The sequence below is a fragment of the Citrobacter sp. wls613 genome (assembly GCF_005281195.1).
Taxonomy (GTDB): domain Bacteria; phylum Pseudomonadota; class Gammaproteobacteria; order Enterobacterales; family Enterobacteriaceae; genus Citrobacter; species Citrobacter gillenii.
Genome location: NZ_SZXN01000065.1, coordinates 163,021 through 187,846, shown reverse-complemented (window position 1 = coordinate 187,846; position 24,826 = coordinate 163,021). Strand labels below are relative to the sequence as shown.

The 24,826-nt window shown below is 51.2% G+C and carries 27 protein-coding genes; 16 read left to right on the top strand and 11 right to left on the bottom strand.

Annotation, left to right across the window (positions count from 1 at the left end; all coding sequences use genetic code 11):
* Positions 1-55 precede the first annotated feature (55 nt).
* Complete coding sequence (locus FDX01_RS15750) at positions 56-721, bottom strand: MarC family NAAT transporter (RefSeq protein WP_096757080.1); 666 nt, start codon at positions 719-721, stop codon at positions 56-58.
* A 256-nt stretch (positions 722-977) separates the two neighbouring features.
* Here FDX01_RS15750 and marR point away from each other — a divergent pair, with 256 nt between their 5' ends.
* Genes marR through marB form a run of 3 tightly spaced genes read left to right on the top strand, consistent with a single transcriptional unit; the run spans position 978 to position 2,063 of the window.
* On the top strand, positions 978-1,412 hold the full coding sequence (gene marR / locus FDX01_RS15745) for a multiple antibiotic resistance transcriptional regulator MarR (protein ID WP_137400111.1): 435 nt from the start codon (positions 978-980) through the stop codon (positions 1,410-1,412).
* 18 nt (positions 1,413-1,430) lie between these two features.
* Positions 1,431-1,814: an MDR efflux pump AcrAB transcriptional activator MarA gene (gene marA / locus FDX01_RS15740; RefSeq protein WP_138140554.1), complete on the top strand. Its 384-nt coding sequence runs from the start codon at positions 1,431-1,433 to the stop codon at positions 1,812-1,814.
* A 30-nt stretch (positions 1,815-1,844) separates the two neighbouring features.
* Positions 1,845-2,063 (top strand): multiple antibiotic resistance protein MarB, encoded by a 219-nt coding sequence (marB, locus tag FDX01_RS15735; protein ID WP_096757082.1) that lies wholly within the window; start codon positions 1,845-1,847, stop codon positions 2,061-2,063.
* 31 nt (positions 2,064-2,094) lie between these two features.
* On the opposite strand, the gene eamA is transcribed toward marB, so the two are convergent.
* A complete protein-coding gene (gene eamA / locus FDX01_RS15730) occupies positions 2,095-2,994 on the bottom strand; it encodes an O-acetylserine/cysteine exporter (protein WP_117343106.1) in 900 nt (299 codons plus the stop codon).
* Positions 2,995-3,192: 198 nt separating this feature from the next.
* Between eamA and ydeE the strand changes: the two genes are divergently transcribed.
* Both ydeE and mgtS read left to right on the top strand, forming a co-directional pair.
* Positions 3,193-4,380, top strand: coding sequence for an efflux MFS transporter YdeE (gene ydeE, locus FDX01_RS15725; protein ID WP_115258524.1), 1,188 nt, complete (start codon positions 3,193-3,195; stop codon positions 4,378-4,380).
* 243 nt (positions 4,381-4,623) lie between these two features.
* Positions 4,624-4,719, top strand: a complete 96-nt coding sequence (mgtS, locus tag FDX01_RS15720; protein WP_096757085.1) for a protein MgtS — start codon at positions 4,624-4,626, stop codon at positions 4,717-4,719.
* 268 nt (positions 4,720-4,987) lie between these two features.
* Here the strand turns inward: mgtS and FDX01_RS15715 are convergent, their stop codons facing one another.
* Both FDX01_RS15715 and dcp read right to left on the bottom strand, forming a co-directional pair.
* Positions 4,988-5,908, bottom strand: a complete 921-nt coding sequence (locus FDX01_RS15715; protein WP_137400110.1) for a diguanylate cyclase — start codon at positions 5,906-5,908, stop codon at positions 4,988-4,990.
* Between the two features lie 151 nt (positions 5,909-6,059).
* Positions 6,060-8,105, bottom strand: coding sequence for a peptidyl-dipeptidase Dcp (gene dcp, locus FDX01_RS15710; RefSeq protein WP_137400109.1), 2,046 nt, complete (start codon positions 8,103-8,105; stop codon positions 6,060-6,062).
* A 71-nt stretch (positions 8,106-8,176) separates the two neighbouring features.
* Between dcp and ydfG the strand changes: the two genes are divergently transcribed.
* The 3 genes from ydfG to ydfZ all read left to right on the top strand — a co-directional run bounded on the left by ydfG (position 8,177) and on the right by ydfZ (position 10,090).
* Positions 8,177-8,923: a bifunctional NADP-dependent 3-hydroxy acid dehydrogenase/3-hydroxypropionate dehydrogenase YdfG gene (gene ydfG / locus FDX01_RS15705; RefSeq protein WP_137400108.1), complete on the top strand. Its 747-nt coding sequence runs from the start codon at positions 8,177-8,179 to the stop codon at positions 8,921-8,923.
* A gap of 86 nt (positions 8,924-9,009) precedes the next feature.
* On the top strand, positions 9,010-9,696 hold the full coding sequence (locus tag FDX01_RS15700) for a GntR family transcriptional regulator (RefSeq protein ID WP_115258527.1): 687 nt from the start codon (positions 9,010-9,012) through the stop codon (positions 9,694-9,696).
* Between the two features lie 190 nt (positions 9,697-9,886).
* A complete protein-coding gene (gene ydfZ / locus FDX01_RS15695; RefSeq protein ID WP_096757090.1) occupies positions 9,887-10,090 on the top strand; it encodes a putative selenium delivery protein YdfZ in 204 nt (67 codons plus the stop codon).
* Between the two features lie 76 nt (positions 10,091-10,166).
* On the opposite strand, the gene FDX01_RS15690 is transcribed toward ydfZ, so the two are convergent.
* From FDX01_RS15690 to FDX01_RS15670, 5 genes are all read right to left on the bottom strand, one after another.
* Positions 10,167-11,633, bottom strand: a complete 1,467-nt coding sequence (locus FDX01_RS15690; RefSeq protein ID WP_137400107.1) for a mannitol dehydrogenase family protein — start codon at positions 11,631-11,633, stop codon at positions 10,167-10,169.
* A 155-nt stretch (positions 11,634-11,788) separates the two neighbouring features.
* Positions 11,789-13,168 carry an MFS transporter gene (locus tag FDX01_RS15685; protein ID WP_117343094.1) on the bottom strand — a complete coding sequence of 460 codons (1,380 nt, stop codon included), beginning with the start codon at positions 13,166-13,168 and terminating at the stop codon, positions 11,789-11,791.
* Positions 13,169-13,221: 53 nt separating this feature from the next.
* The gene (locus tag FDX01_RS15680; RefSeq protein ID WP_137400106.1) at positions 13,222-14,241 is read right to left on the bottom strand and encodes a Zn-dependent oxidoreductase; all 1,020 of its coding nucleotides are present in this window, start codon (positions 14,239-14,241) and stop codon (positions 13,222-13,224) included.
* A gap of 13 nt (positions 14,242-14,254) precedes the next feature.
* A complete protein-coding gene (gene rspA / locus FDX01_RS15675; RefSeq protein ID WP_137400105.1) occupies positions 14,255-15,469 on the bottom strand; it encodes a starvation-sensing protein RspA in 1,215 nt (404 codons plus the stop codon).
* A 108-nt stretch (positions 15,470-15,577) separates the two neighbouring features.
* A complete protein-coding gene (locus FDX01_RS15670; protein WP_096757094.1) occupies positions 15,578-15,904 on the bottom strand; it encodes a YnfA family protein in 327 nt (108 codons plus the stop codon).
* Between the two features lie 153 nt (positions 15,905-16,057).
* On the opposite strand from FDX01_RS15670, the gene FDX01_RS15665 reads away from it, so the two are divergent.
* Entirely contained in the window at positions 16,058-16,399 is a 342-nt protein-coding gene (locus FDX01_RS15665; protein ID WP_096757095.1) for a DUF1283 family protein, read from the top strand.
* Positions 16,400-16,436: 37 nt separating this feature from the next.
* Complete coding sequence (gene speG / locus FDX01_RS15660) at positions 16,437-16,997, top strand: spermidine N1-acetyltransferase (protein ID WP_115258532.1); 561 nt, start codon at positions 16,437-16,439, stop codon at positions 16,995-16,997.
* Between the two features lie 5 nt (positions 16,998-17,002).
* Here the strand turns inward: speG and FDX01_RS15655 are convergent, their stop codons facing one another.
* Positions 17,003-17,713 carry a YnfC family lipoprotein gene (locus FDX01_RS15655; protein WP_137400104.1) on the bottom strand — a complete coding sequence of 237 codons (711 nt, stop codon included), beginning with the start codon at positions 17,711-17,713 and terminating at the stop codon, positions 17,003-17,005.
* A 106-nt stretch (positions 17,714-17,819) separates the two neighbouring features.
* On the opposite strand from FDX01_RS15655, the gene FDX01_RS15650 reads away from it, so the two are divergent.
* From FDX01_RS15650 to clcB, 6 genes are all read left to right on the top strand, one after another.
* Positions 17,820-18,125 carry a DUF1161 domain-containing protein gene (locus FDX01_RS15650; RefSeq protein WP_117343092.1) on the top strand — a complete coding sequence of 102 codons (306 nt, stop codon included), beginning with the start codon at positions 17,820-17,822 and terminating at the stop codon, positions 18,123-18,125.
* A gap of 148 nt (positions 18,126-18,273) precedes the next feature.
* Complete coding sequence (gene ynfE, locus FDX01_RS15645) at positions 18,274-20,712, top strand: selenate/tellurate reductase subunit YnfE (protein ID WP_137400103.1); 2,439 nt, start codon at positions 18,274-18,276, stop codon at positions 20,710-20,712.
* A gap of 10 nt (positions 20,713-20,722) precedes the next feature.
* Entirely contained in the window at positions 20,723-21,340 is a 618-nt protein-coding gene (locus FDX01_RS15640; protein ID WP_117343090.1) for a DMSO/selenate family reductase complex B subunit, read from the top strand.
* A gap of 1 nt (position 21,341) precedes the next feature.
* Complete coding sequence (locus FDX01_RS15635; RefSeq protein ID WP_137400102.1) at positions 21,342-22,196, top strand: dimethyl sulfoxide reductase anchor subunit family protein; 855 nt, start codon at positions 21,342-21,344, stop codon at positions 22,194-22,196.
* Positions 22,197-22,238: 42 nt separating this feature from the next.
* On the top strand, positions 22,239-22,853 hold the full coding sequence (gene dmsD, locus FDX01_RS15630) for a Tat proofreading chaperone DmsD (protein WP_137400101.1): 615 nt from the start codon (positions 22,239-22,241) through the stop codon (positions 22,851-22,853).
* Complete coding sequence (gene clcB, locus FDX01_RS15625) at positions 22,853-24,142, top strand: voltage-gated ClC-type chloride channel ClcB (RefSeq protein ID WP_137400100.1); 1,290 nt, start codon at positions 22,853-22,855, stop codon at positions 24,140-24,142. The genes dmsD and clcB overlap by 1 nt, the downstream gene beginning before the upstream one ends.
* Here clcB and bioD read toward each other — a convergent pair.
* Entirely contained in the window at positions 24,098-24,793 is a 696-nt protein-coding gene (gene bioD, locus FDX01_RS15620; RefSeq protein ID WP_096757100.1) for a dethiobiotin synthase, read from the bottom strand. The genes clcB and bioD overlap by 45 nt on opposite strands.
* Between the last annotated feature and the right edge of the window lie 33 nt (positions 24,794-24,826).

The window sequence follows — 24,826 nt, the reverse complement described above, 5'->3', positions numbered from 1 at the left end:
AGCCATAAAAAAGGGTCCGGTAGACTATACCGGACCCTTTTTTTAAGCGTAGGTTTTATGCGTAGGTTTTGATAATTTCCAGTACGCCATTAATAATAAACTGCACGCCCATACACACCAGCAAAAAGCCCATCAGACGGGAAATCGCTTCAATGCCCCCTTTGCCGACCAGACGCATAATTCCGCCTGAACTGCGCAGGCAGCCCCACAGAATGACCCCGATCACCGCAAAAATAATCGGTGGAGCGACCATAATAACCCAGTCCGGAAACTCAGAGCCTTGACGTACGGTCGAGGCCGAACTGATGATCATCGCAATGGTACCCGGACCGGCAGTACTGGGCATTGCCAGCGGCACGAAGGCAATATTGGCCGTCGGTTCGTCTACAAGTTCTTCTGACTTACTTCTCGCTTCCGGAGAGTCGTGCGCCTTCTGCTGCGGGAACAGCATCCGAAAGCCGATAAACGCAACGATTAACCCACCCGCAATACGCAATCCGGGAATCGAAATCCCGAAGGTATTCATCACCACCTGCCCGGCATAGTACGCCACCATCATGATGGCAAACACGTAGACAGACGCCATTAATGACTGACGGTTACGCTCTGCGCTGTTCATATTGCCGGCAAGGCCGAGGAACAACGCCACGGTGGTTAACGGGTTCGCCAACGGTAACAGGACAACCAGTCCCAGACCTATGGCCTTAAACAAATCCATCATAATTCATCTTTCCTGTGCGTTAATCGTCAACGGCAAGTATACGGTGAAAACACCCGTTTAAGCCATTTTCGCGATGTAAGGATTCATTTTTCTCCTCTACGCATAAGCCTGTGAAATCAAAATATTGAAACGAACGTACGGTTAGCCAGGTGCTGACGTTTTAGCAAAACGTGGCATTTGCCGACCCATTCATTTGACTTATATTTGCCTAAGCAATAATATCAGCCGTGACTAACTACTTGCCAGGGCAACCATTGTGAAAAACACCAGTGATCTGTTCAACGAAATCATCCCACTGGGCCGTTTGATCTATATGGTTAATCAGAAAAAAGATCGTTTGCTAAACGACTACCTGTCACCGCTGGATATCACGGCATCGCAGTTTAAGGTGCTTTGCTCCATCCGCTGCGCGGTGTGCATCACCCCTGTTGAATTGAAAAAAGTGCTGTCTGTCGATCTTGGTGCGCTGACGCGTATGCTCGACAGACTGGTCTGTAAAGGCTGGATTGAAAGACTTCCTAATCCACATGACAAACGCGGCGTGCTGGTGAAACTCACCGAGCATGGCGCGACAATTTGTGAGCAGTGCCATCAATTAGTCGGGCAAGACCTGCACCAGGAACTAACAAAAAACTTAACGGCGGACGAAGTGGCAACACTTGAGCATTTGCTTAAGAAAATCCTGCCGTAAACAGAAAGAGGTATGACGATGTCCAGACGCAATACTGACACAATCACTATTCATAGCATTTTGGACTGGATCGAGAATAACCTTGAATCACCGCTGTCACTGGAAAAGGTGTCAGAGCGTTCAGGTTACTCCAAATGGCACCTGCAACGGATGTTTAAAAAAGAAACCGGCCATTCATTAGGTCAATATATCCGCAGCCGCAAAATGACTGAAATAGCGCAAAAATTAAAAGAAAGTAACGAACCGATCCTCTACCTGGCGGAGCGTTATGGCTTTGAGTCTCAGCAAACGCTGACCCGGACCTTCAAAAACTATTTTGATGTGCCACCCCATAAGTACCGTATGACAAATATGCACGGCGAATCCCGGTATTTGCATCCGCTGAATCAATGTAACTGCTAATCGCCTGATAAAGACGTAACCGAGGAAATCATGAAACTTCTGTCATCTGCAATGCTGGCCCTGCTGCTTGTTGTTTCGGGCCAGAGCATGGCGGAACAAACCGCGCAGCCCATAACACCCAATAATCGCGACGCAATAATTATGCCTCCTACGCAGGAGCAGTCCCCGTTTGATTTTAATCATATGGGTGCCGGCAGCGACAAGTCCGACGAACTGGGTGTGCCTTATTACAACATGCGCAGTTTATAAGTCATGATGCCCCGCCACGGCGGGGCTACTGTTATCCCCTCGCCTGAGCGGTCCTGCGCAAACGAAAACCAAACACGTTGATGTACAGCCCCGCCATAATCAACAGCGCGCCGATAAGTTGCAGCCCACTTAGCGTTTCATCCAGTAACACTGCCGCACTCGCCAGCCCAACCACCGGCACGAGTAAAGACAACGGGGCCACGCGCCAGGTCTCATAGCGTCCCAGCAGCGTACCCCATATGCCGTACCCCACAATCGTCGCCACAAATGCCAGATAGACCAGTGAGAGAATAGTCGTCATATCAATAGCAATAAGGCTGTGTACGATGAGACCTGGGCCATCAAGGACGAGCGATGCCAGAAAGAACGGTAAAATAGGGATCAAGGCACTCCACACCACCAGCGACATCACTGGCGGGCGGGATTCATGTTGCATAATTTTCTTGTTGAAGATATTGCCGCAGGCCCAACTCAGCGCTGCCGCCAGCGTCAGCATAAAGCCGAGCATCGTCACGTGCTGTCCATTCAGGCTGGCTTCGATCAACACCAGCACGCCAAACACTGCCAGCGCAATGCCGACCCGTTGCTTGCCCTGTAAACGCTCACCAAAAGCGAATGCGCCCAGCACAATGGTGAAAAATGCCTGCGCCTGCAATACCAGTGACGCCAGTCCAGCGGGCATGCCAAATTTTATGGCGCTGAACAGAAACGCGAACTGGCCAAAGCTGATGGTCAGGCCATAACCGAGCAGCAATGAGAGAGGGATTTTCGGGCGGGCAACAAAGAAAATAGCCGGAAATGCCACCAGTAGGAAACGTAGCCCTGCCAGCATCAGCGGCGGCATATTGTGCAGGCCCACTTTGATGACGACAAAATTTAGCCCCCATACCACCACGACCAGTAGTGCTAACAACCCGTCTTTACGTGACATTCACCCGCCCCTGAAATTATTAAATTTTTGTAAACAAGTTAAAGTAGCGGAAATCGTTGCCGGGTAACAGATCATTAATACAGGTAGGTATAACTGGGCATTTTCAGACAACTTTTTGAGTGTACATCACACTTTTGCCGTGCTATTTCTGTCTGAAATTTAATAAAAACATAACAACATGCATTGTCGGGCAAGAAAATGAATACCACTCTGAGAAGATCCACCCTCGCTTTACTCGCCTCCTCACTATTACTGACGATTGGGCGGGGTGCCACGCTCCCGTTTATGACCATCTATCTCAACCGACAGTACGGCCTGAGCGTCGATCTGATTGGTTACGCCATGACGGTCGCCCTGACTATTGGCGTTATCTTCAGCCTGGGCTTCGGTATTCTGGCCGATAAGTTCGATAAAAAACGCTATATGCTGCTGGCGATTACCGGTTTTGCATCTGGCTTTATCGCGATCCCTCTGGTGCATAATGTTATCGTAGTGGTGTTGCTTTTTGCCCTGATCAACTGCGCCTACTCCGTCTTTGCCACCGTGCTGAAAGCCTGGTTTGCCGATAACCTCTCTGCCACCAACAAGACCAAAATTTTCTCACTTAACTATACAGTACTCAACATTGGCTGGACCGTGGGTCCGCCGCTCGGCACGCTGCTGGTGATGCAAAGTATCAACCTGCCGTTCTGGCTGGCAGCGCTTTGCTCAGCCTTCCCGTTGGTATTTATCCAGACGTGGGTGAAACGTTCAGAAGTGCCATCCGAGGGACTGAACGTATCCGTCTGGTCCCCCTCGGTACTGCTGCGCGATAAAGCGTTATGCTGGTTTACCCTGTCAGCGTTTTTGGCCTCGTTTGTGGGCGGCGCATTTGCGTCCTGTATTTCTCAGTACGTGATGGTGGTTGCTGACGGTGATTTCGCAGAAAAAGTGGTGGCCGTGGTCCTGCCCGTCAACGCGGCAATGGTGGTTACATTGCAATATGTCGTCGGGCGCCGTCTTTCCAGCGCCAACATCCGCCCGTTAATGGCCGGCGGAACATTATTCTTTGTGCTGGGATTAGTGGGTTTTATTTTTTCCGGCAACAGTCTGCTAATGTGGGGCATTTCTGCAGCGTTTTTTACCATCGGCGAAATCATTTACGCACCGGGCGAATATATGCTTATCGACAACATTGCCCCCGCGGGGATGAAAGCGAGCTATTTCTCCGCCCAGTCACTGGGCTGGCTTGGCGCGGCATTTAACCCGTTAGTCAGCGGCGTTATTCTGACGACCCTGCCGTCATGGTCGCTGTTTGTGGTGCTGATGATTGCCATCATTCTGGCCTGGGCGCTGATGCTAAAAGGCATGCGAGCTAAACCCTGGGGCCAGCCTGTAGTCTGTTAATTTCTCTGGCGACAGAGCATGTGCTGCCCTGTCGCTTTTTCAGAAAACCCCGATATATTTTCCCTGCTCCGCATATTTTGACATCCTTATTTATTTTTCTCTGCCAATAACGCGATAACTTTACTATTCAGACGAAATAATTCACCTGGTTCAATCTTTGTTTAAGATTAAATTGCTAGTATAGTCCTTAACGAGGTGAAATTAAGGTAAGAGAGGAAACTCACAAATAAAGGAGCATAGACAATGCTGGGTAATATGAATGTTTTTATGGCCGTTCTGGGAATTATTTTATTTTCTGGTTTTCTGGCCGCCTACTTTAGCCACAGATGGGATGATTGATGAACGACGATAGTCCTGCACCGAACCGGCCCCTTGTAGCATCACTGCTCAAGGGGCCATTTTTTTGTCCTGAATGCCGACTACCTGAACGACAGGTAAAAAAAACCGCCGGATAAACCAGCGGTAAATGCTTGCATGGATAGATTTGTGTTTTGCTTTATACGCTATCAGGCAATTCCCTGCACAGATAGCGAATAGTCACCCAACATAGCATCGACAACCCCAATGAACGTTAAACGAAACCAAATCATCTCAACAAAACTCACGCTCAGGCGTGCGTCGTTACCCACTCTTTGGCACCCACCCGTGTGATCTGCTCATGTTCATCCATAAACATGCAGCGATTCCTGCCAGTCTGCTTCCCTTCATACATGGCTCGGTCAGCACGCCCGAGAGCCGTGTCCAGCGTTTCGCCCGGGCGAACTCGAGTGATGCCAGCCGTTACCGTAATATCAATCTCCCCCTGCGGGTAAGGGATCTTTTTTTGTTCAATGAGATGACACAGGCGCAAGCCCGCGAGAGATGCCTGCTCATCCGTTTTTGTTCTGATCAGAATGATGAACTCTTCGCCACCGTAGCGATACGCGATCTCATCATAACGAGTCCATGACAATAAATTTGATGCCAGACTGCGCAGTACGACGTCACCAACCAGATGGCCGTAGGTATCATTGACGTATTTAAAACGGTCGATATCCAGCAATAATAAATATAAATTAAGCGGTTGCGCGTCAAGTAACTGCTGGTCAAAAGACTCATCCAGCATTCTTCGGCCAGGTAAACCGGTTAATACATCGATATTACTGCGGATAGTCAGTAAATGTATTTTATAATCCATCACCGCCGACGTAAAAGCCAGAAGCGCATCCTGAAAACTGTCGAAATGCCATGACTGACTGCGTTCTTCTACTATTACCGATAGCAAGTCCTTACCTAATAAATGCATTTTTTCATGGGCCGCATTTATCTTACTCAAATAACTATAATCTGCGTCATCCTTGACCAGACGCGGGGTAAGCCACTGTCCGAATTGACAGGCACAGTGCGAATTCTTACCTGAAATATCCGCCTGAGTGACATCAGATAACACCACGCAGTGAAACATTTTGACTAGCCATTTATAGTGCGCATCAATCGAGTGATTCAACTCCATCAAGATTGAATCTATTTCTGCCGTTTCTCTCATCATCACGAATCCTTTCCCTGTGTGAGTATTGTTGATAGACAATAGTTTAGCGGCTATAAAGAAAATTTATGTAAATTTATTAATAGTAATTAATATGCCGCAGTCTCGGCCACCGATAATACGGTCAGATTGTAAGCTGACCGTATTATCCCGGCTACTGTTCTAATCCCCGGTTGCGCAGCATTGCATTAATTCCTGGTTCACGCCCACGCCATGCGGGATACAGACCATGCAAATCTGCACTATTACCGCGAGAGAGGATTGCCTCACGAAAATACTGGCCGTTTTCACGGGTTAATCCACCGTTTTCGACAAACCACTGATAGCCATCGTCGGCCAACATTTGCGTCCATAAATAGGCGTAATATCCCGCGGCATAGCCACCACCAAAAATATGAGCAAAATAAGTGCTGCGATAACGCGGCGGCACAGCAGAAATATTCAGCCCTTCCGCAGTCAGCGCACACTGCTCAAACTCCGCTACTGACAATATCCTCTCGCCGTTTTCCAACGTGTGCCAGTGCATATCCAGTAATGCGGCACTGAGCAACTCGGTCATATCGTAGCCCTTGTTAAACAAGCTGGCCCGCTGCATCTTATCCTGCAGCGATTCTGGCATTCTTTCCCCGGTTTCAACATGGCGCGCGTAGCGGGCAAAGACCAGTGGATGACTCGCCCAGTGTTCATTAATTTGCGAAGGAAATTCAACGAAATCACGCGGGGTATTGGTTCCTGAGAGTGTGGCATAACGTTGACTGGCAAACAGGCCGTGCAGCGTGTGTCCAAACTCATGGAACAGCGTAATGACGTCATCCCACAGCAGCAAGGCGCGCTGACCCTGGGCAGGTTTTTGGTAGTTACAGACGTTGTAAATCACCGGTCTGGTTTCGTTAAGCATCGATTGCTCAACAAAATTCCCCATCCATGCGCCACCGTTTTTTGATTCCCGGGCAAAGAAATCACCGTAGAACAACGCCAGCCCCGTGCCGTCGTGGTCAAAAATTTCCCATACCCGTACATCCGGGTGATATACAGGGATGTCGAAACGCTCGATAAACGTAATGCCATAGAGCTGGTTTGCCGTCCAGAACACACCATCGTTCAGCACCGTATCTAACGCAAAATAGGGTTTCAGCTGTGCCTCATCAAGAGCATATTTTTCACGGCGAACCTGTTCGGCATAATAGGCCCAGTCCCAGGCCTGCACGCTAAAATCGCCCTGCTCTTTATCTATGGCATTTTGGATTTCAGCCAGTTCATCATGGACTCTCCGACGCGCAGCCGGAACGATAGCGCGCATAAAAGTGAGCGCTGCTTCCGACGTTTTTGCCATTTGGTCGGCAATTTTCCACGCTGCATAATGAGTAAAACCAAGTAACTTCGCCTGCTGCATTCGGATTTCCGCCAGCCGCTGAACGATGGCACGCGTATCGTTGGCATCATTATTTTCAGCCCGCGTCCATGCACGGGTAAACAGCGTCTCACGGGTCTGCCTGTCATGTAACGCGGCAAGCGCAGGCTGTTGTGTCGTGTTCAACAGCGGGATAACCCAATGGTCCTGAAGCCCTTTCTCCCTGGCAATTGCAGCCGCCATGGCTTTCTCTTCCGGGCTTAATCCATCCAGTTGATGGACATTATCCACCACCAGGGCACCTGATTTATTCGCCGCCAGCAGGCGCTGATTGAACTGGCTTGTCAGCGTGGCTGATTCGGTGTTCAGCAATTTGAGACGCGCTTTGTCTTCTTCATTCAATTGGGCACCAGCCAGTACAAAACGCTGATAGACGACCTCCAACAACCGTAAGGACTCTGCATCCAGTCCTAACACGGCACGCTGTCGCCAGACGGCCTCTACGCGCGCAAAAAGTGCCGCGTTAAGATAAATATCATTCGCCAGCGCCGCCAGCTCAGCGGAAAACGCTTCATCAAGACGCTGTAATTCATCGTTGGTATGCGCTGCCGTCATGGCAAAGAACACGCTGGTGACGCGCGTTAACAGTGCCCCGCTCTGCTCAAGTGCCAGCAGCGTATTAGCAAAATTTGCGGGCTGTGAATTTTGCACAATGGCGTCGATTTCGGCACGCTTTTGCCGAACACCTTCGTCAAACGCGGGACGGTAATGATGAACGTCTATGCGATCAAATGGCGGAGCCTGATAAGGCAAAGTGCTTTGACGTAAAAAAGGATTCGTTAACGACATCTTTCACTCCTGAAAACGATTTATTGACGTGGTATGGTAATAGCACATAAAAAGCGTTGAGGAACAGTGAGATGATCGTTTTAGTAACCGGAGCAACCGCAGGTTTTGGTGAGTGCATTACGCGTCGTTTTATTGAGAATGGGCATAAAGTTATTGCCACCGGACGCCGCCATGAGCGTCTGCAAGAGCTGAAAGACGAGCTGGGCGATAACCTGTATACCGCACAACTTGACGTACGTAACCGTGCCGCGATTGAAGAGATGCTGGCCGCCCTACCAGCCGAATGGCGCTACATAGATATTCTGGTCAACAACGCCGGTCTGGCGCTGGGTCTTGAACCGGCCCATAAGGCTAACGTTGACGACTGGGAAACCATGATCGACACCAACAACAAAGGGTTGATTTATATGACCCGTGCCGTCCTGCCGGGTATGGTCGAACGTAATCGTGGTCATATTATCAATATCGGTTCAACCGCCGGTAGCTGGCCCTATGCCGGAGGTAACGTGTATGGCGCAACAAAAGCGTTTGTTCGCCAGTTTAGCCTGAACTTACGTACCGACCTGCATGGCACAGCCGTGCGCGTGACCGATATTGAACCGGGCCTGGTTGGCGGTACGGAGTTCTCTAACGTGCGTTTCAAAGGCGACGATGATAAAGCCGTCAAAGCCTACGAAAACACCACCGCGCTGACGCCGGAAGATGTCACTGAAGCCGTGTGGTGGGTGGCGTCATTACCTGCGCATGTCAACATTAACACCCTTGAAATGATGCCTGTTGCACAGTCTTTTGCAGGCTTGAGCGTCCACCGGGGTTAATTTTTATACCCGGCCTTGTGCCGGGTATAGATACCACCGAATAAGTGATAAAGTATTCGGGTTAACTCTCTAAAAAGTAAGAATGAATGACCGTAGAAACGCAACTCAACCCTACACAGCCGGTAAATCAGCAGATTTATCGTATTCTTCGTCGCGACATCGTGCAGTGTCTGATTGCGCCCGGTACGCCGCTTTCGGAGAAAGAGGTTTCCGTCCGCTTTAATGTATCACGCCAGCCAGTACGCGAAGCATTCATCAAACTGGCTGAGAACGGCCTGATTCAGATCCGTCCTCAGCGTGGCAGTTACGTGAACAAGATTTCGCTGTCGCAGGTGCAAAATGGGTGTTTTGTTCGCCAGGCAATTGAATGCGCGGTTGCCCGTCGCGCCGCGTCGATGATCACTGACAACCAGTGTTATCAACTCGAGCAGAATCTGCATCAGCAGCGCATCGCTATTGATCGTAAACAGCTTAACGATTTTTTCCTGCTGGACGATGAGTTTCATCAGAAGCTGGCGTTAATAGCGGATTGTCAGCTCGCCTGGGACACAGTGGAAAACATCAAGGCAACCATCGATCGCGTTCGCTATATGAGCCTCGATCACGTCTCCCCGCCGGAAATGCTCCTGCGTCAGCATCACGACATTTTTGCCGCGCTGGAAAAGCATGACAGCGATGCCGTTGAGCGCGCGATGATGTTGCACCTGCAGGAAATCGGTGAATCTGTTCAGCTGATTCGTCAGGAAAATAGCGACTGGTTTAGCGAAGATTAATCACTCCCTCACCTCGTTCCGGGGTGAGTTTATGCATCCCTTTATCTCCCCCTCTGAACCGCCAAAAAAAAGCTGTGATTTTGATCGAAAACAAAAAAATTCTTTAACGAGAAGCGTATTTATATTGCGCCCGTTACGTGGGTCTAAAAGCCCACGGGCTTTGACGGTAAGTTGGAGAGGAGAAACCACCATGAAAACATACGATCGTAACCGTAACGCAATCACCACCGGCAGCCGCGTCATGATCAGTGACACTGGCATTACTGGCCGCATCAAGGCTATTGATTCCGATGGCCTGACCGCAGAGCAAATTCGCCGCGGGAAAACAGTGGAAATCGAGGGTTGTGAAGGTAAATACGCCCCTCTGGAATTGATTCGTCTGGGTATGAACTGATTGGTGTGAGTGCCAGAAAATAACGCGCCATCTGGCTGGAGTATAAGCCGGATGGCGACATCAACGTTTTACGTCGTTACTTCAATTTCGCGGCATACTTCGCCACCGTCACCTTCGCCCCTTCCGCCAGTAACGCCAGATAAGCTTCGGTAACTCGGGTTCTGAACAACTCAACCTGCGGCAGCTCACGACCAAAGATAGCATCGATTGCCAGCAGCGCCTGAACACGTTCTTCGCCCTCTTTACTGCTCTGCACCGCATTCTGGATAACCGGCAGTAACGGATCGCTAATCTCAATCGCGTCACCCTTTTCATCCACGCCACCTACGTAGCGCATCCAACCCGCCACACCCAGCGCCAGCAGGTCGAAACGGCTGCCGTGCACAAGATGCCAGCGTACGGAATCGAGCATACGCTGCGGAAGTTTTTGGCTGCCGTCCATCGCTATCTGCCAGGTACGGTGACGCAGTGCCGGGTTGCTGTAACGTTCAATCAAACGATCGGCATACTGCTGTAAATCAACGCCTTTCACTTTCAGCGTCGGGGCCTGCTCCTGCAACATCAGCGCACGGGCGGCAACACGATAATTGTCGTCCCCCATACAGTCATTAATGTGTTGGTATCCCGCCAGATAGCCGAGATAGGCGAGGAAAGAGTGGCTGCCGTTAAGCATACGCAGCTTCATCTCTTCGAATGGGATAACATCGGCCACCAGCTCAGCTCCTGCTTTTTCCCATTGTGGACGACCGGCAACAAAGTTGTCTTCAATCACCCACTGACGGAATGGTTCACACGCCACGCCCGCCGGATCGCGCACGCCGGTAAGCTGTTCAATTTTATCCAGCGTATCGGGCGTTACCGCAGGAACAATACGGTCAACCATGGTCGACGGGAACGTCACATGCTGTTCGATCCAGTCTGCCAGCCCGGCGTCCACCGCACGCGCGTACGCAGTAACCACGTTACGCATGACATGACCGTTTTCAGGCATGTTATCGCAGGACATCACGGTAAATGCGGCCAGACCGGCAGCTTTGCGGCGAGAAAGCGCTTCAACAATGACGCCCGGCGCAGATTTGGGCTGATGCGGATTTTGCAGATCGGCGGCGATCAGCGGGTTTTCCAGCATCAGTTGTCCAGTTGCCGGGGAGTGGCAGTATCCTTTCTCGGTAATAGTGAGAGAAACGATAGCCACCTGCGGTTCGCACAGGGCGGCAAAAACAGCCTCAAGACCATCAACCTGCGCATGCAGCGCGTTTTTGACAACGCCAACCACTCTCGCCGTCCAGGCATCGGCCGACATTTCCGCGACGGTATACAGATTATCCTGCTGTTTCAGGTCGGTAATCTGCTGCTCGCCGCCGATCAGGTTAACTTCGCAATATCCCCAGTCACTGTTGTGCTCGGCCGCCAGGATATCCGCGTAAACGCCCTGATGCGCACGGTGAAACGCACCAAACCCCAGATGAACAATACGTGGGACCAGTTTGCTACGATCGTAGTCAGGAAGTGCAGCCTTAGCTGCCAAGAGTTTGTTTTGCATGGTATGACCTACTTATCAATGAAATCAGGACTGTCTCAGAGTAACGCCTGTATGGTTGTATGTTTTGATTTGCATTAAACTTTTTACTATTGGTATGACATCATTTGAAGTTATGTGACAGCATGGCCGAATTCCCGACCATGCTGATTAGCGCATCAACTGACCTGAGTCGCACCGGCACGGATCTTCTCGGTTTTACTCACCTCAGCCGCATCTTCCAGAACACTCAGGTCACGATCTTTAACTTCAGGCATCAGGAGTGCTGAAACTAAACCGATCAATGAGTAGATAATGACCATCACTAAAATAGGCCACCAGGACTGGGTCATGTTACAGAAAATACCGGCTAACACGGGACCAAAACCAACGGCCACTAATCCGCCAGCCTCTTTTGAAATGGCCATACGCGTAAATCGATTACGAGCACCGAACATTTCAGCCATAGTGATATTTTCGAGGGCAAATAACCCCAATACGGCAAAGTTATGGATAACAATCAGCGCGGTCATGATGACGCCAGGACTATACGAATTATCAACCACAATAGACAGCATTGGATAAGCCAGAATGATGGCTGATATATTCAGGATGATATAAGGCAAACGACGACCATATTTATCAGACAACCACCCCAGAAGCGGTATAGTAATAAATCCAATAACAGAACTTATCATCAACGCATCGGTGGGTATTGATTTATTAAATAACAACGTCTGTACCAGATAACCGGCAAGAAAGGTCTGAATTAAACCTGAATTACCCGCCTGACCAAAGCGTAATCCGGTTGCCAACCAGAAAGATTTACTGCTGAACATCGCACCCAGCGAACTCTCTGAAGGGTCATTCAATGCAGGTGCATTTTCCCCATCATTTACTTTCTCAAATACCGGGCTTTCTTTGAGATTCATACGTAACCAGATGGCGAAAATCATCACCACCACACTAGCCAGGAACGGAATACGCCAGCCCCAGGCTAACAACTCTTCGCGATCAAGCGCGAAGAACATCACCGCCCAGATGGCCGTGGCGCTGAGCGTCCCGCAGTTTGTTCCCATCGCAACCAGGGAGGAAATAATGCCGCGTTTTCCTTTTGGCGCATACTCTGCAAGCATGGTTCCCGCGCCAGAAATTTCAGCACCGGCACCCAATCCCTGCACAATACGCAGCGTCACCAGCAACACTGGCGCAAAGATACCAATCTGCGCATAGGTCGGCAGCACGCCAATTAGCGTGGTACAAATCCCCATCATGGTAATGGTAATGAACAGCACCTTTTTACGCCCGATGCTGTCACCCATTTTTCCAAATATAAATGCCCCAACGATACGAGCAATATAACCAGCTCCGTACGTGCCCATCGCTAAAATGAGCGCCATGGCGGCTGATTGTTCCGGGAAAAATATCTCATGGAATACCAGTGCGGCACCCAAAGAATATAACTGAAAATCCATAAATTCGAGAGCCGTGCCTAACCATCCTGAAACGGCGGCTCTCACCAGATCTTTCGTTGATCTTTCGTGTTTTTCTTGATTCATATTGGCTATCTCTAAGAGGTAAGATGCGTACCACTTACTCGCAGTAATTAATATTATTCAGCGAATGTGAGTAAAACTTTGCAGCAGTGCTGCTGGTCTTTCTCAAACAATTCGATTGCGTCTGTAACGTGGTGATAGTCAAAAGTGTGGGTAATCAATTTATTCGGGTCGATAAGCCCTTTAACCAGCCAATCAATAACCACCGGGAATTTATTCGCGTTTAACCGTGATGAATAAATGGAAAGTTCTTTCCCGGTAATGCCCTGCTGTACAACCTGGCAAGGTTCGCTGGAGAATCCCATCAACACAATCCGTGCCGCTGGCGACGCCAGCGTAATAGCCTCCTGTAAAATAGATGGATGACAAGCTGCATCCACGATGATTGTGGGTTTTAACCCTTTTTCAGCCAGAAAATCCTGTAGCGATTGCTGACCATTATTTATGGTCCAGTCAGCACCACACTGTTTAGCCATTGCCAGACGTTCTTCAATCCTGTCGGCAATCACCACCGTTTTTACGTTATAAACACGTTTAAGTGCCTGAACGGTCGTCAGCCCCATCGGCCCCGCACCGTAAATCAGCGCAATGTCGTTTTCTGTGGGTTTAACTTGTCCGGTCACGTTTGCCGCAATAGTAAAAGGCTCAACCATAACGGCATGCTCATCTTTCACTGAGTCCGGGATCGGCCAGGCATTTTTTGCCGGTACAACAGCAAATTCACTGAAACCGCCATCACGATGGACGCCCAGCACCACCAACGACGTGCAGACGTTCGGTTTACCTATTGAGCAGGGGTAACAGTGTCCACAGCTGATCACGGGATCAACAGATACTCGCTCGCCTAAACGCGAACGATCAACACCCTCGCCTACCGCATCAATAATGCCAAAAAACTCGTGGCCGATGACGCGTGGATATTTTGCGAAGGGATTATGCCCACGATAGATATGACTATCGGAGCCACAAATTCCTGCCAGCTTAATCTTGACCCTGACTTCGCCCGACGCTGGAGTAGGAATTGCTCTTTCTTCAATCACCAGCGTATTCGCTTTTTCAATCACAATACTTTTCATAGCAAACCACTCCTTACCAGTTCCACAAAGTGCCATCTTCCAGGCGCGCGACGGGCAAATAGGCCGGATCGTACGGATATTTCGCCGCGAGTTTTTCGTCGAATTCAATACCCAGACCCGGTTTGTCACCAGGGTGCATATAGCCGTTATCGAACGTCCAGTTATGCGGGAAGACCTCCAGCATCTGCTCGGAATAACCCATATATTCTTGTACGCCGAAATTTGGCACCCACAGGTCAAAGTGCAGCGCAGCAGCCATGCAGACAGGTGACAAATCAGAAGGTCCGTGAGAGCCGGTGCGCACCTGGTACAGCGACGCAAAATCCGCAATGCGACGCATGCCGGTGATGCCGCCCGCATGGGTAATGGTGGTGCGGATGTAGTCGATCAGCTGTTCTTCGATCAGCTGTTTGCAATCCCAGATACTGTTGAAGACTTCCCCTACCGCAATCGGCGTCACCGTGTGCTGGCGAATCAGTCGGAAACATTCCTGGTTTTCAGCTGGCGTCGGATCTTCCATCCAGAACAAACGATACTGCTCAATGCTTTTGCCAAACCGCGCGGCTTCAATCGGCGTCAGGCGATGGTGCATGTCGTGCAGCAGGTGTTCGTTGAAGCCGAATTTATTACGCACGGCGTCAAATAACTGAGGGGTAAAATCAAGGTACTTTTCCGTCGACCACAACTGCTCTTCCGGCCACTGCCCTTTGGTCGCTGGCTCATAGGCCAGGCCTTTGCCTTTTGACATACCGTAGGTGGTTTTCATACCCGGCACGCCGCACTGGACGCGAATCGCTTTAAAGCCCATCTCCTGATGGCGTGCGTAATCTTCCAGCACATCATCAATGGTACGGCCAGTGGTATGGCAGTAAACCATCACGCCTTCGCGGGACGCGCCACCCAGCAGCTGATAAAGCGGCATATTCGCGGCTTTCGCTTTGATATCCCACAGCGCCATATCAACGGCAGATATCGCCGACATCGTGACCGGACCACGACGCCAGTACGCGCCTTTGTAGAAGAACTGCCAGATGTCTTCAATGCGGTGCGCGTCGCGGCCAATAAGTTGCGGACACACATGGTCCTTCAGATAGGACGCAACGGATAACTCACGTCCGTTCAGCGTGGCATCACCTAACCCCGAGATCCCGTCCTCAGTGGTAATTTTCAGCGTGACGAAATTACGCCCTGGACAGGTGACAAAAACTTCAGCCCCTACAATCTTCATTCTCTATTCCTTACATCGCTGTGTCTGATGCAGGAAATTTACTCAACTGAGCTACTACCATACAAGTATAATGATCGTAAAATCGCTAGCTGATCACAAAAAAAGGCGCTATGCGCGCCCCCATCCAGCCACGATGATCAACATTCCGCACAGCGCGATCAGCGCGCCAGACCAGTCGTACAAGCTCAGTTTTACACCATCGACAATGCGCAGCCACATCAGTGCGGTCACCACATACACGCCGCCATACGCCGCGTATACGCGCCCGCTCGCGGCTGGGTGCAGCGTCAACAACCAGACAAACAAGGCCAGTGACACCCCGGCTGGCAGAAGCAACCAGGCCGTTGCGCCTCGCTTTAACCAGAGCCAGGGTAAAAAGCAGCCGATAATTTCGCACAGCGCGGTGATGAAAAAAAGTAATGTCGTTTTAAGCATGGACAGTATTCAGTGACGTTTGGTTTAAACATGATACGACAGAATGCGGGCAGTTTATCCATATCAGCCGGGCGGGTATGACCCGGAACAGGAATGGTGTAGAATTTAACCCTGTTTTATCGTTTTTTGCCTTTCTCATTAAAGGAATTCACCATGAACAACACACTGAGCAAACGCCTGTGCCTGACGGCCATGTTGACGCTGGCGGCGGTTGTATACACCTCCTCCGCCTTTGCTGAAACCAGCAAACTGGTCATTGAGTCCGGCGACAGCGCCCAAAGTCGTCAACAGGCGGCGATGGAAAAGGAACAGTGGAACGACACGCGTCAGTTACGCCAGAAAGTAAATACGCGCACTGAGAAAGAGTGGGATAAAGCCGACGTGGCCTTTGACAGCCGCGATAAATGCGAGCAAAGCGCCAACATTAATGCCTACTGGGAACCGAACACCCTGCGCTGCCTTGACCGCCGCACCGGCCGTACCGTCGCGCCATAATTTTTATGCCCAATAAAGGAAATGGAAAGGATACGTTATGACAAGCGCCCTCAGTGTTAAGCTGCGCCCGCTGGAGCGTGAAGATTTACGATTTGTCCATCAGCTTGATAACAATGCCAGCGTGATGCGTTACTGGTTCGAAGAACCGTACGAAGCGTTCGTTGAGCTGTCGGACCTGTATGACAAGCATATTCATGACCAAAGCGAACGCCGCTTTGTGGTGGAGTGCAACGGTGAAAAAGCCGGTCTGGTGGAACTGGTGGAAATTAACCATGTACACCGCCGTGCCGAATTCCAGATCATTATTTCGCCAGATTTCCAGGGCAAAGGTCTCGCCACTCGCGCGGCAAAACTGGCAATGGATTACGGTTTCACCGTACTCAATTTATATAAGCTGTATCTGATCGTTGATAAAGAGAATGAAAAAGCCATTCACATCTACCGCAAACTTGGTTTTATGGTGGAAGGCGAGTTGATTCACGAGTTCTTTATTAACGGACAGTACCGTAACACCATCCGCATGTGTATCTTCCAGCATCAGTATCTGGCGGAACATAAAACACCCGGTTCCAACCTGTTGCAGGCTACTGCACAGTAACGCGGTTAGTAGTAATCAATGGTGTTTTTAATCGTGTAATGGTGTTCAACTGCCGGCTTCACGCTATCATCAACGATGACAAGCTGGCAGTTGAGCGGATTCGCATGATCATCGTATTCACACGTTTGCGTGACGTTTCCCAACGAACGATCGTTCACTAGACTCTCTGCCGTATAATCCAGTTTTTTCAGCGGATCGGCTGACGGTTTCGCATTAACACGTAACGTGTTGTCTTTACTGATGGTGGTTTTTCCCAGCGGATAGCCCTCCGCGTCGTACCGGTACTGCACCTGCATTTCTTTCCCTGTTCCTGAAACAACGAAGCCGTTATCGTCGGTGTCCCACACCACCCCGGCAGCAGGTAATTCCGCCAACTGGCATTTCCCCTGTAAACGGATCTTTTTTTCCAGCGTCTCGGCGTCCAGGTAATAGTTAGCATCCAGCACTAACGCCATTCCGCTGTTGCTCTCAGTATCGTGTAATTCCAGCGTATCAAAGCAGCCTTCTTGCGAGAGAGTGCCACGCACACGCTTGGCCACTTCACCGTTCTCATTCAGCAGTGTCTGGCTGAAATCTTTTACCGGACCACGCAGCGGATCAAACTCGAATTCATTGGAAAAACTGGCCATTTCCGGCGTGAAGGAAACCAACTCCTTGCCGTTATCACAGCCGATCAACACGACGCACAGGAAACCTAACAAGGTCTGTTTCTTCACATTTTTCACCGGCATAAAGAGATTATTCTCAATCATATTAGCAAATACAGTTATTTACACCAGAAATGCTAATCTTAATAAATGTCTGTCATGAAAGGAGTTGGTGATGAAATTCTCTACAGGAATTGTCGCAAGTTTGCTTATCCTCGCCTCCCCACAGGTTCTGGCGGCACCTGAATCGTGCGAAAGAGTCAGGAGCGATATTGAGCAGCGTATTATTAATAATGGCGTTGCACAAGATAGCTTCACCTTAAGTATCGTGCCAAACGACCAGGCCGATCGACCGGATTCTCTGGTCGTGGGACATTGTGCCAACGACACGCATAAAATCCTTTACGCGCGTACCAGCAGCGGCAACGCCCCCGCCAATAGTACGCCGTCTCAGGACGGTCACCCCGCCGAACCGCAATAAACCTGCCCTCCGTTCGCGGAGGGTTACGCTTAATTTGATATGCATTAATAAGCCCTACCCCAGAATAGGTAAACTCAGTCCATCATTAGCATGCTATTAATTTCGTTGTGACGCGTAATATATAGCGATAACTATAATGGAGTGGGTTATGTCTGAAGTTGACCAATATGGAGGTATTAGCCGCAGGACGTTAGTGAAGTCCTCGGCTATCGGTACACTCGCGCTTGCCGCAGGAGGCGTGTCACTGCCTTTCGGGATGCGTACCGCTGCCGCTGCGGTACAGCAATCAATCTCGCCGGTTGAAGAAAAAATCGTCTGGGGCGCATGCTCAGTTAACTGCGGCAGTCGCTGTGCTTTGCAGTTACATGTCAAAGATGACGAAGTTTGTTGGGTAGACACCGACAATACCGGCGATGACATCTATGGTAATCACCAGGTCCGCGCCTGCCTGCGCGGTCGCTCTATCCGCCGACGTATTAATCACCCTGACAGGCTTAATTATCCTATGAAGCGTGTTGGTAAACGTGGTGAAGGTAAATTTGAACGTATTAGCTGGCAGGAAGCCCTGGACACCATCAGCGCCGGTCTAAAAAATACCATACAGAAATACGGCAATGAAGCGGTATACATTAACTACACCTCCGGCATTGTCGGTGGCAACATTACCCGTTCTTCCCCTTATGCCTCGCTAGTGGCGCGCCTGATGAACTGCTATGGCGGCTTCCTCAGCCACTATGGGACGTACAGTACGGCCCAAATTGCAGCCGCAATGCCCTACACCTACGGCTCAAACGACGGCAATAGCACTTCAGACATCGAAAACACGAAACTGGTCGTTATGTTCGGCAATAATCCTGCCGAAACGCGTATGAGCGGTGGCGGTATTACTTACTTCCTGGAGCAAGCCCGGGAACGCTCAAATGCCAGAATGATTGTTATCGACCCTCGTTATACCGATACCGCAGCGGGTCGTGAAGATGAGTGGATCCCGATTCGTCCGGGCACTGACGCCGCATTGGTGGCAGGAATTGCCTGGGTACTGATTACTGAGGAGCTTGTCGATCAACCGTTCCTCGACAAGTACTGTATTGGTTATGATGAGAAAACCCTTCCGGTCGACGCTCCCGCAAACGGACATTATAAAGCCTATATAATGGGTGACGGCGACGATGGCATTGCAAAAACACCAGAATGGGCATCGCACATCACCGGGATCCCAGCCGCGCGCATTATTAAATTGGCCAGAGAGATTGGGAGCGCCAAACCAGCGTACATCTGTCAAGGATGGGGGCCACAGCGCCAGGCAAACGGTGAGCTGACTTCCCGCGCCATTGCCATGTTACCCATCCTGACCGGTAATGTGGGCATCAACGGCGGTAACAGTGGCGCACGCGAATCCACCTATACCATTACGATTGAGCGCATGCCGCTGCCCGACAATCCCATCAAGACGCAAATATCCTGTTTTAGCTGGACCGACGCTATCGCACGTGGAACCGAGATGACTGCCACCCGCGACGGCGTGCGCGGAAAAGAGAAGCTGGATGTACCGATTAAATTTATCTGGAACTATGCGGGCAATACCATTATCAATCAGCATTCGGATATCAATAAAACGCATGAGATCCTGCAGGATGATTCGAAATGCGAAATGGTTGTGGTCATTGAGAATTTCATGACCTCCTCCGCCAAATATGCCGATATTCTGCTGCCCGACCTGATGACCGTTGAACAAGAAGACATTATTCCGAACGATTACGCCGGGAATATGGGATACCTGATTTTTATTCAACCCGCGACTTCCGCAAAATTCGAGCGTAAACCCATCTACTGGATAATGAGCGAAATCGCGAAACGTCTTGGAGACGACATCCACCAACGGTTTACCGAAGGACGCACGCAAGAACAATGGCTGCAGTACCTGTATGCCAAAATGCTGGCTAAAGACCCTGCACTGCCTTCGTATGATGAGCTAAAAAAAATGGGGATCTATAAGCGTAAAGATCCTAACGGGCACTATGTCGCCTACAAGAAGTTCCGCGAAGACCCTGATGCCAATCCACTGAAGACACCGTCAGGCAAGATTGAGATCTACTCGAGTCGACTGGCAAAAATTGCCCGTACCTGGGAACTAGAGAAAGATGACGTGATTAGTCCGCTGCCTGTTTACGCATCGACTTTTGAAGGCTGGGACGATCCCAAACGCAGTCATTTCCCACTACAGCTATTTGGTTTCCACTATAAATCTCGAACCCACTCAAGCTACGGCAACATCGACGTTCTCAAAGCGTCCTGTCGCCAGGAAGTCTGGATTAACCCACTGGATGCGCAAAAGCGTGGTATTTCCAATGGCGATATGGTGCGTGTTTATAACGATCGTGGCGAAGTGCGTATTCCCGCAAAAGTGACCCCGCGTATTCTCCCCGGCGTTAGCGCAATGGGCCAGGGTGCCTGGCACGATGCCGATATGTCTGGCGACAAAATTGACCATGGTGCCTGTGTTAACACGCTGACCACCCAGCGCCCGTCACCGTTAGCCAAAGGTAACCCGCAGCACACTAACCTGGTTGAGATTGAGAAGGTTTAAGGAATAGCTCATGAATGCGCAGTACGGATTTTTTATCGACTCCGCCCGTTGCACCGGTTGCAAAACCTGCGAACTGGCCTGTAAAGACTATAAAGATTTAACCCCGGATGTTAGCTTCCGGCGTATTTACGAATACGCAGGGGGTGACTGGCAGGAAGATAACGGCGTCTGGCAGCAAAACGTCTTCGCCTATTATTTGTCGATCTCATGTAACCACTGCGAAGATCCGGCCTGCACTAAGGTGTGTCCGAGCGGAGCCATGCATAAACGTGAAGATGGCTTTGTCGTTGTTGATGAGGACGTGTGTATTGGCTGCCGCTATTGTCATATGGCCTGCCCTTACGGCGCTCCGCAGTACAACGCGACCAAAGGACATATGACCAAATGTGACGGCTGCCATGACCGCGTTGCCGACGGTAAAAAACCCATCTGCGTTGAGTCCTGCCCGTTACGCGCGCTGGACTTTGGCCCCATTGATGAACTGCGCAAAAAGCACGGGACGTTGGCGGCGGTGGCTCCACTACCGGGTGCACACTTTACCAAACCGAACATTGTGATTAAACCCAACGCCAACAGCCGTCCAACCGGGGATACCACCGGTTATCTGGCAAACCCGAGGGAGGTGTAACATGGGCAATGGATGGCATGAATGGCCGCTGGTACTGTTTACGGTACTAGGACAATGCGTCGTTGGCGCGCTGATTGTGAGCGGGCTATGTTGGCTCTCCGCCAAAGATGATGCGACAAGACAGCGTCTCGTTCGCAGCATGTTCTTTCTGTGGGTGGTGATGGGCATCGGGTTTCTCGCCTCGGTAATGCACCTGGGCTCTCCACTGCGGGCACTTAATTCACTAAACCGGGTCGGTGCCTCGGCGCTGAGTAACGAAATAGCCAGCGGATCGTTATTTTTCGCCATCGGTGGCGTCTGGTGGCTGGTGGCTTTTCTCGGTAAAATGCCCGCAGCGCTGGGTAAAATCTGGCTGCTGGTGAGCATGCTCCTCGGCGTTGTATTTGTCTGGGCGATGACCCAGGTTTACCAGATAGAGACCGTGCCGACCTGGTATAATGGTTACACCACCGTGGCCTTTTTCATGACGGTGTTGCTGAGTGGCCCGCTGTTTGCTGCCCTGCTACTGCGTACCGTTCGCGTCTCATTTAACGCCGCGACATACGCCAGCATTAGCGTTCTGGCCCTGTTGGTTTGCATTGGGGTTATTGCTCTACAGGGCGCGTCGCTCGGTGAAATTCACAGTTCGGTGCAACACGCAACGGCGCTGGTACCCGAGTATGACCGTTTGCAGGTTTGGCGCATCCTGTTGCTCGCCGCCGGTCTGGGTTGCTGGATTTGCCCCCTGATCCGCCGCAAAGAACCTCATATTACAGGTCTGGCGCTCGGCTTAATTCTCCTGCTTGCCGGTGAAATCATTGGCCGCGGATTGTTTTACGGTCTGCATATGACAGTCGGTATGGCTGTTGCAGGTTAACTCACGAGTGCGGGGAATCCCGCACTTTTCAGGATTGTTTGCATGACCTCTTTTTCTCAACGTGACAACTTCTCCACCGCCGCGCGCGTGCTGGGTGCACTATTTTACTATGCGCCAGACAGCGCAGAAGCGGCCCCGCTCATTAGTGCGCTAAGAGCCAATGGCTGGCAGACGCAATGGCCACTGTCTGACGATACGCTGTGCGAACTGGTTAGCCAGTTTCAGATTGAAGCCGATGAATCACTCTCACAGGCCTGGCAGCGTTTGTTCGTTGGTCCGTACGCACTGCCTTCTCCGCCATGGAGTTCCGTCTGGCTGGATCGTGAAAACGTCTTGTTTGGTGAATCCACGCTGGCATTGCGTCAGTGGATGCGCGACAACGGTATCCAGTTCGACATGCAGCAAAACGAACCCGAAGATCACTTCGGCTCTCTGCTGCTATTAACCGCCTGGCTTGCTGAAAATGGCCATCACAACGCGTGCGAACAACTGCTGGCCTGGCATCTGTTACCCTGGTCGGGCCGTTTCCTCGAAGTCTTTATCGAGAAAGCCGATCATCCGTTTTATCAGGCCCTGGGGGAACTGGCCCGACTCACGCTGGCGCATTGGCAGTCGCAGTTGTTGATCCCCGTCGCTGTGAAGCCATTATTTCGTTAATGCATCATTTGCACGCCTATCCCGACCTGCGCGCGATGCTTCGCCGTCTGGTGTTCGCTGCGCTGATTGGTATCCTGGCAGCACTGGCGGTGGCCGGGTTCCGCCACGCCATGCTGCTCCTGGAGTGGCTTTTCCTGAGTAATGATACCGGCAGTCTGGTTAATGCGGCGTCCAGTCTGTCACCACTGCGACGCATGCTGACCCCGGCTCTGGGCGGCCTTACCGCAGGCTTACTGCTGTGGGGCTGGCAGAAATTTAACCGGCAGCGCCCGCAGGCGCCTACGGATTATATGGAAGCGCTGCAAACTGACGGCCAGTTTGACGTTAGCGCCAGCCTGGTGAAGTCGTTGGCGTCATTGCTGGTGGTCGCCAGCGGGAGTGCCATCGGACGTGAAGGCGCCATGATCTTACTGGCGGCGCTGGCAGCATCCTGTTTTGCACAACGCTTTACCCCACGCACGGAATGGAAGTTATGGATTGCCTGCGGTGCTGCCGCCGGCATGGCCGGTGCGTACCATGCGCCACTGGCCGGCAGCCTGTTTATTGCTGAAGTCCTGTTTGGCACGTTAATTCTGGCATCGCTGGGACCGGTTGTCGTCTCCGCCGTTGTCGCCTTGCTCACCACTCATTTACTCAGTGACAGCAACGCGCTGCTTTATACCGTGCATTTGTCGCTAGAGCTGCACGCGCTGGACTATCTGATGATTGTCAGTACCGGCGTGGCGGCAGGGATCTGCGGCCCTCTCTTTATGTGGTTGATGACCACCAGCCACACCGGCTTTTTACGCCTGAAACTTTCACCACCGTGGCAGCTGGCGCTGGGGGGATTGATCGTTGGCGTGCTGTCGATATTCACACCAACCGTTTGGGGAAATGGCTACAGCGTAGTGCAGTCGTTTTTACTCTCCCCGCCGCTGCTTTCGGTTATCTCCGGGATTTTTATCTGCAAATTACTGGCTGTACTGGCCAGCAGTGGTTCTGGCGCGCCGGGCGGAGTGTTCACACCGACCCTGTTTGTCGGCCTGTCGGTTGGTATGCTGTTGGGTCGCCTGTGGGGATTCTGGCTTCCCGGTACAGATGAGATTGCGGTGCTGCTGGGATTAACCGGGATGGCGACGTTGTTGGCGGCGACAACGCACGCACCGATTATGTCTACGCTGATGGTCTGTGAAATGACCGGGGAGTATCGTCTACTCCCCGGCTTATTGATTGCTTGCGTCGTGGCTTCCGTGCTGTCGCGAACGTTACGCCATGACTCTATCTACCGACAGCACGCTGCCGAGCATTGACAGTCGGATATACTGAGACAGCTCTCGCTGCTCTGCGCGCGGCAGGTACGGCAACTCGCCGATCAACGGGGCAGGTAATTTCTTGCCGAGCACGTCGATGATTTCAGCGTAATGCGCCAATCCGGGGTTAATGCGGTTCGCTACCCAACCAATCAGCGGCAGTCCGTCACTGGCAATCGCCTGCGCCGTAAGGATGGCATGATTAATGCAGCCTTCCTGAATCCCCACTACCATCAGCACGGGTAGCTGTTCCTGAACCACCCACTCCGACAACGGACGCAAATCGTTCATCAGACTGCGCCACCCGCCGGTCCCTTCGACCACCACGTGATCAACCTTTTCGCTCAGGCTGGCGAGTCCATTGGACAACAGGGTGTAGTTGATCGGGCCGCTATGCGCCACACTACTTTCGTCTTCGCTCAGCGCAATAGGATTGACCGCCTCGTAAGGCAATTCCAGGGAAGAAACGCTTTGCAGCACCAGCGCATCTTTGTTCCGCAAGCCTTCCGGCGTCTCTTTGCTGCCTTTAGCCACGGGTTTATAACCCGCAACACATTTACCCCCTGACGCTAACGCTTGTAGTAATGCGCGGGAAACCACTGTCTTCCCAACAGAAGTGTCTGTACCTGTAATAAAGAAACGCTTCAGCATCACTAACTCCACCGTTATGCTTTGAAAATATAA

Excerpts from the sequence above, each read along its gene's own strand:
- FDX01_RS15750 (WP_096757080.1), bottom strand. The coding sequence starts at position 721 with ATGATGGATTTGTTTAAGGCCATAGGTCTGGGACTGGTTGTCCTGTTA.
- marA (WP_138140554.1), top strand. The coding sequence starts at position 1,431 with ATGTCCAGACGCAATACTGACACAATCACTATTCATAGCATTTTGGAC.
- marB (WP_096757082.1), top strand. The coding sequence starts at position 1,845 with ATGAAACTTCTGTCATCTGCAATGCTGGCCCTGCTGCTTGTTGTTTCG.
- eamA (WP_117343106.1), bottom strand. The coding sequence starts at position 2,994 with ATGTCACGTAAAGACGGGTTGTTAGCACTACTGGTCGTGGTGGTATGG.
- ydeE (WP_115258524.1), top strand. The coding sequence starts at position 3,193 with ATGAATACCACTCTGAGAAGATCCACCCTCGCTTTACTCGCCTCCTCA.
- mgtS (WP_096757085.1), top strand. The coding sequence starts at position 4,624 with ATGCTGGGTAATATGAATGTTTTTATGGCCGTTCTGGGAATTATTTTA.
- FDX01_RS15715 (WP_137400110.1), bottom strand. The coding sequence starts at position 5,908 with ATGATGAGAGAAACGGCAGAAATAGATTCAATCTTGATGGAGTTGAAT.
- dcp (WP_137400109.1), bottom strand. The coding sequence starts at position 8,105 with ATGTCGTTAACGAATCCTTTTTTACGTCAAAGCACTTTGCCTTATCAG.
- ydfG (WP_137400108.1), top strand. The coding sequence starts at position 8,177 with ATGATCGTTTTAGTAACCGGAGCAACCGCAGGTTTTGGTGAGTGCATT.
- FDX01_RS15700 (WP_115258527.1), top strand. The coding sequence starts at position 9,010 with ATGACCGTAGAAACGCAACTCAACCCTACACAGCCGGTAAATCAGCAG.
- ydfZ (WP_096757090.1), top strand. The coding sequence starts at position 9,887 with ATGAAAACATACGATCGTAACCGTAACGCAATCACCACCGGCAGCCGC.
- FDX01_RS15690 (WP_137400107.1), bottom strand. The coding sequence starts at position 11,633 with ATGCAAAACAAACTCTTGGCAGCTAAGGCTGCACTTCCTGACTACGAT.
- FDX01_RS15685 (WP_117343094.1), bottom strand. The coding sequence starts at position 13,168 with ATGAATCAAGAAAAACACGAAAGATCAACGAAAGATCTGGTGAGAGCC.
- FDX01_RS15680 (WP_137400106.1), bottom strand. The coding sequence starts at position 14,241 with ATGAAAAGTATTGTGATTGAAAAAGCGAATACGCTGGTGATTGAAGAA.
- rspA (WP_137400105.1), bottom strand. The coding sequence starts at position 15,469 with ATGAAGATTGTAGGGGCTGAAGTTTTTGTCACCTGTCCAGGGCGTAAT.
- FDX01_RS15670 (WP_096757094.1), bottom strand. The coding sequence starts at position 15,904 with ATGCTTAAAACGACATTACTTTTTTTCATCACCGCGCTGTGCGAAATT.
- FDX01_RS15665 (WP_096757095.1), top strand. The coding sequence starts at position 16,058 with ATGAACAACACACTGAGCAAACGCCTGTGCCTGACGGCCATGTTGACG.
- speG (WP_115258532.1), top strand. The coding sequence starts at position 16,437 with ATGACAAGCGCCCTCAGTGTTAAGCTGCGCCCGCTGGAGCGTGAAGAT.
- FDX01_RS15650 (WP_117343092.1), top strand. The coding sequence starts at position 17,820 with ATGAAATTCTCTACAGGAATTGTCGCAAGTTTGCTTATCCTCGCCTCC.
- ynfE (WP_137400103.1), top strand. The coding sequence starts at position 18,274 with ATGTCTGAAGTTGACCAATATGGAGGTATTAGCCGCAGGACGTTAGTG.
- FDX01_RS15640 (WP_117343090.1), top strand. The coding sequence starts at position 20,723 with ATGAATGCGCAGTACGGATTTTTTATCGACTCCGCCCGTTGCACCGGT.
- FDX01_RS15635 (WP_137400102.1), top strand. The coding sequence starts at position 21,342 with ATGGGCAATGGATGGCATGAATGGCCGCTGGTACTGTTTACGGTACTA.
- dmsD (WP_137400101.1), top strand. The coding sequence starts at position 22,239 with ATGACCTCTTTTTCTCAACGTGACAACTTCTCCACCGCCGCGCGCGTG.
- clcB (WP_137400100.1), top strand. The coding sequence starts at position 22,853 with ATGCATCATTTGCACGCCTATCCCGACCTGCGCGCGATGCTTCGCCGT.
- bioD (WP_096757100.1), bottom strand. The coding sequence starts at position 24,793 with ATGCTGAAGCGTTTCTTTATTACAGGTACAGACACTTCTGTTGGGAAG.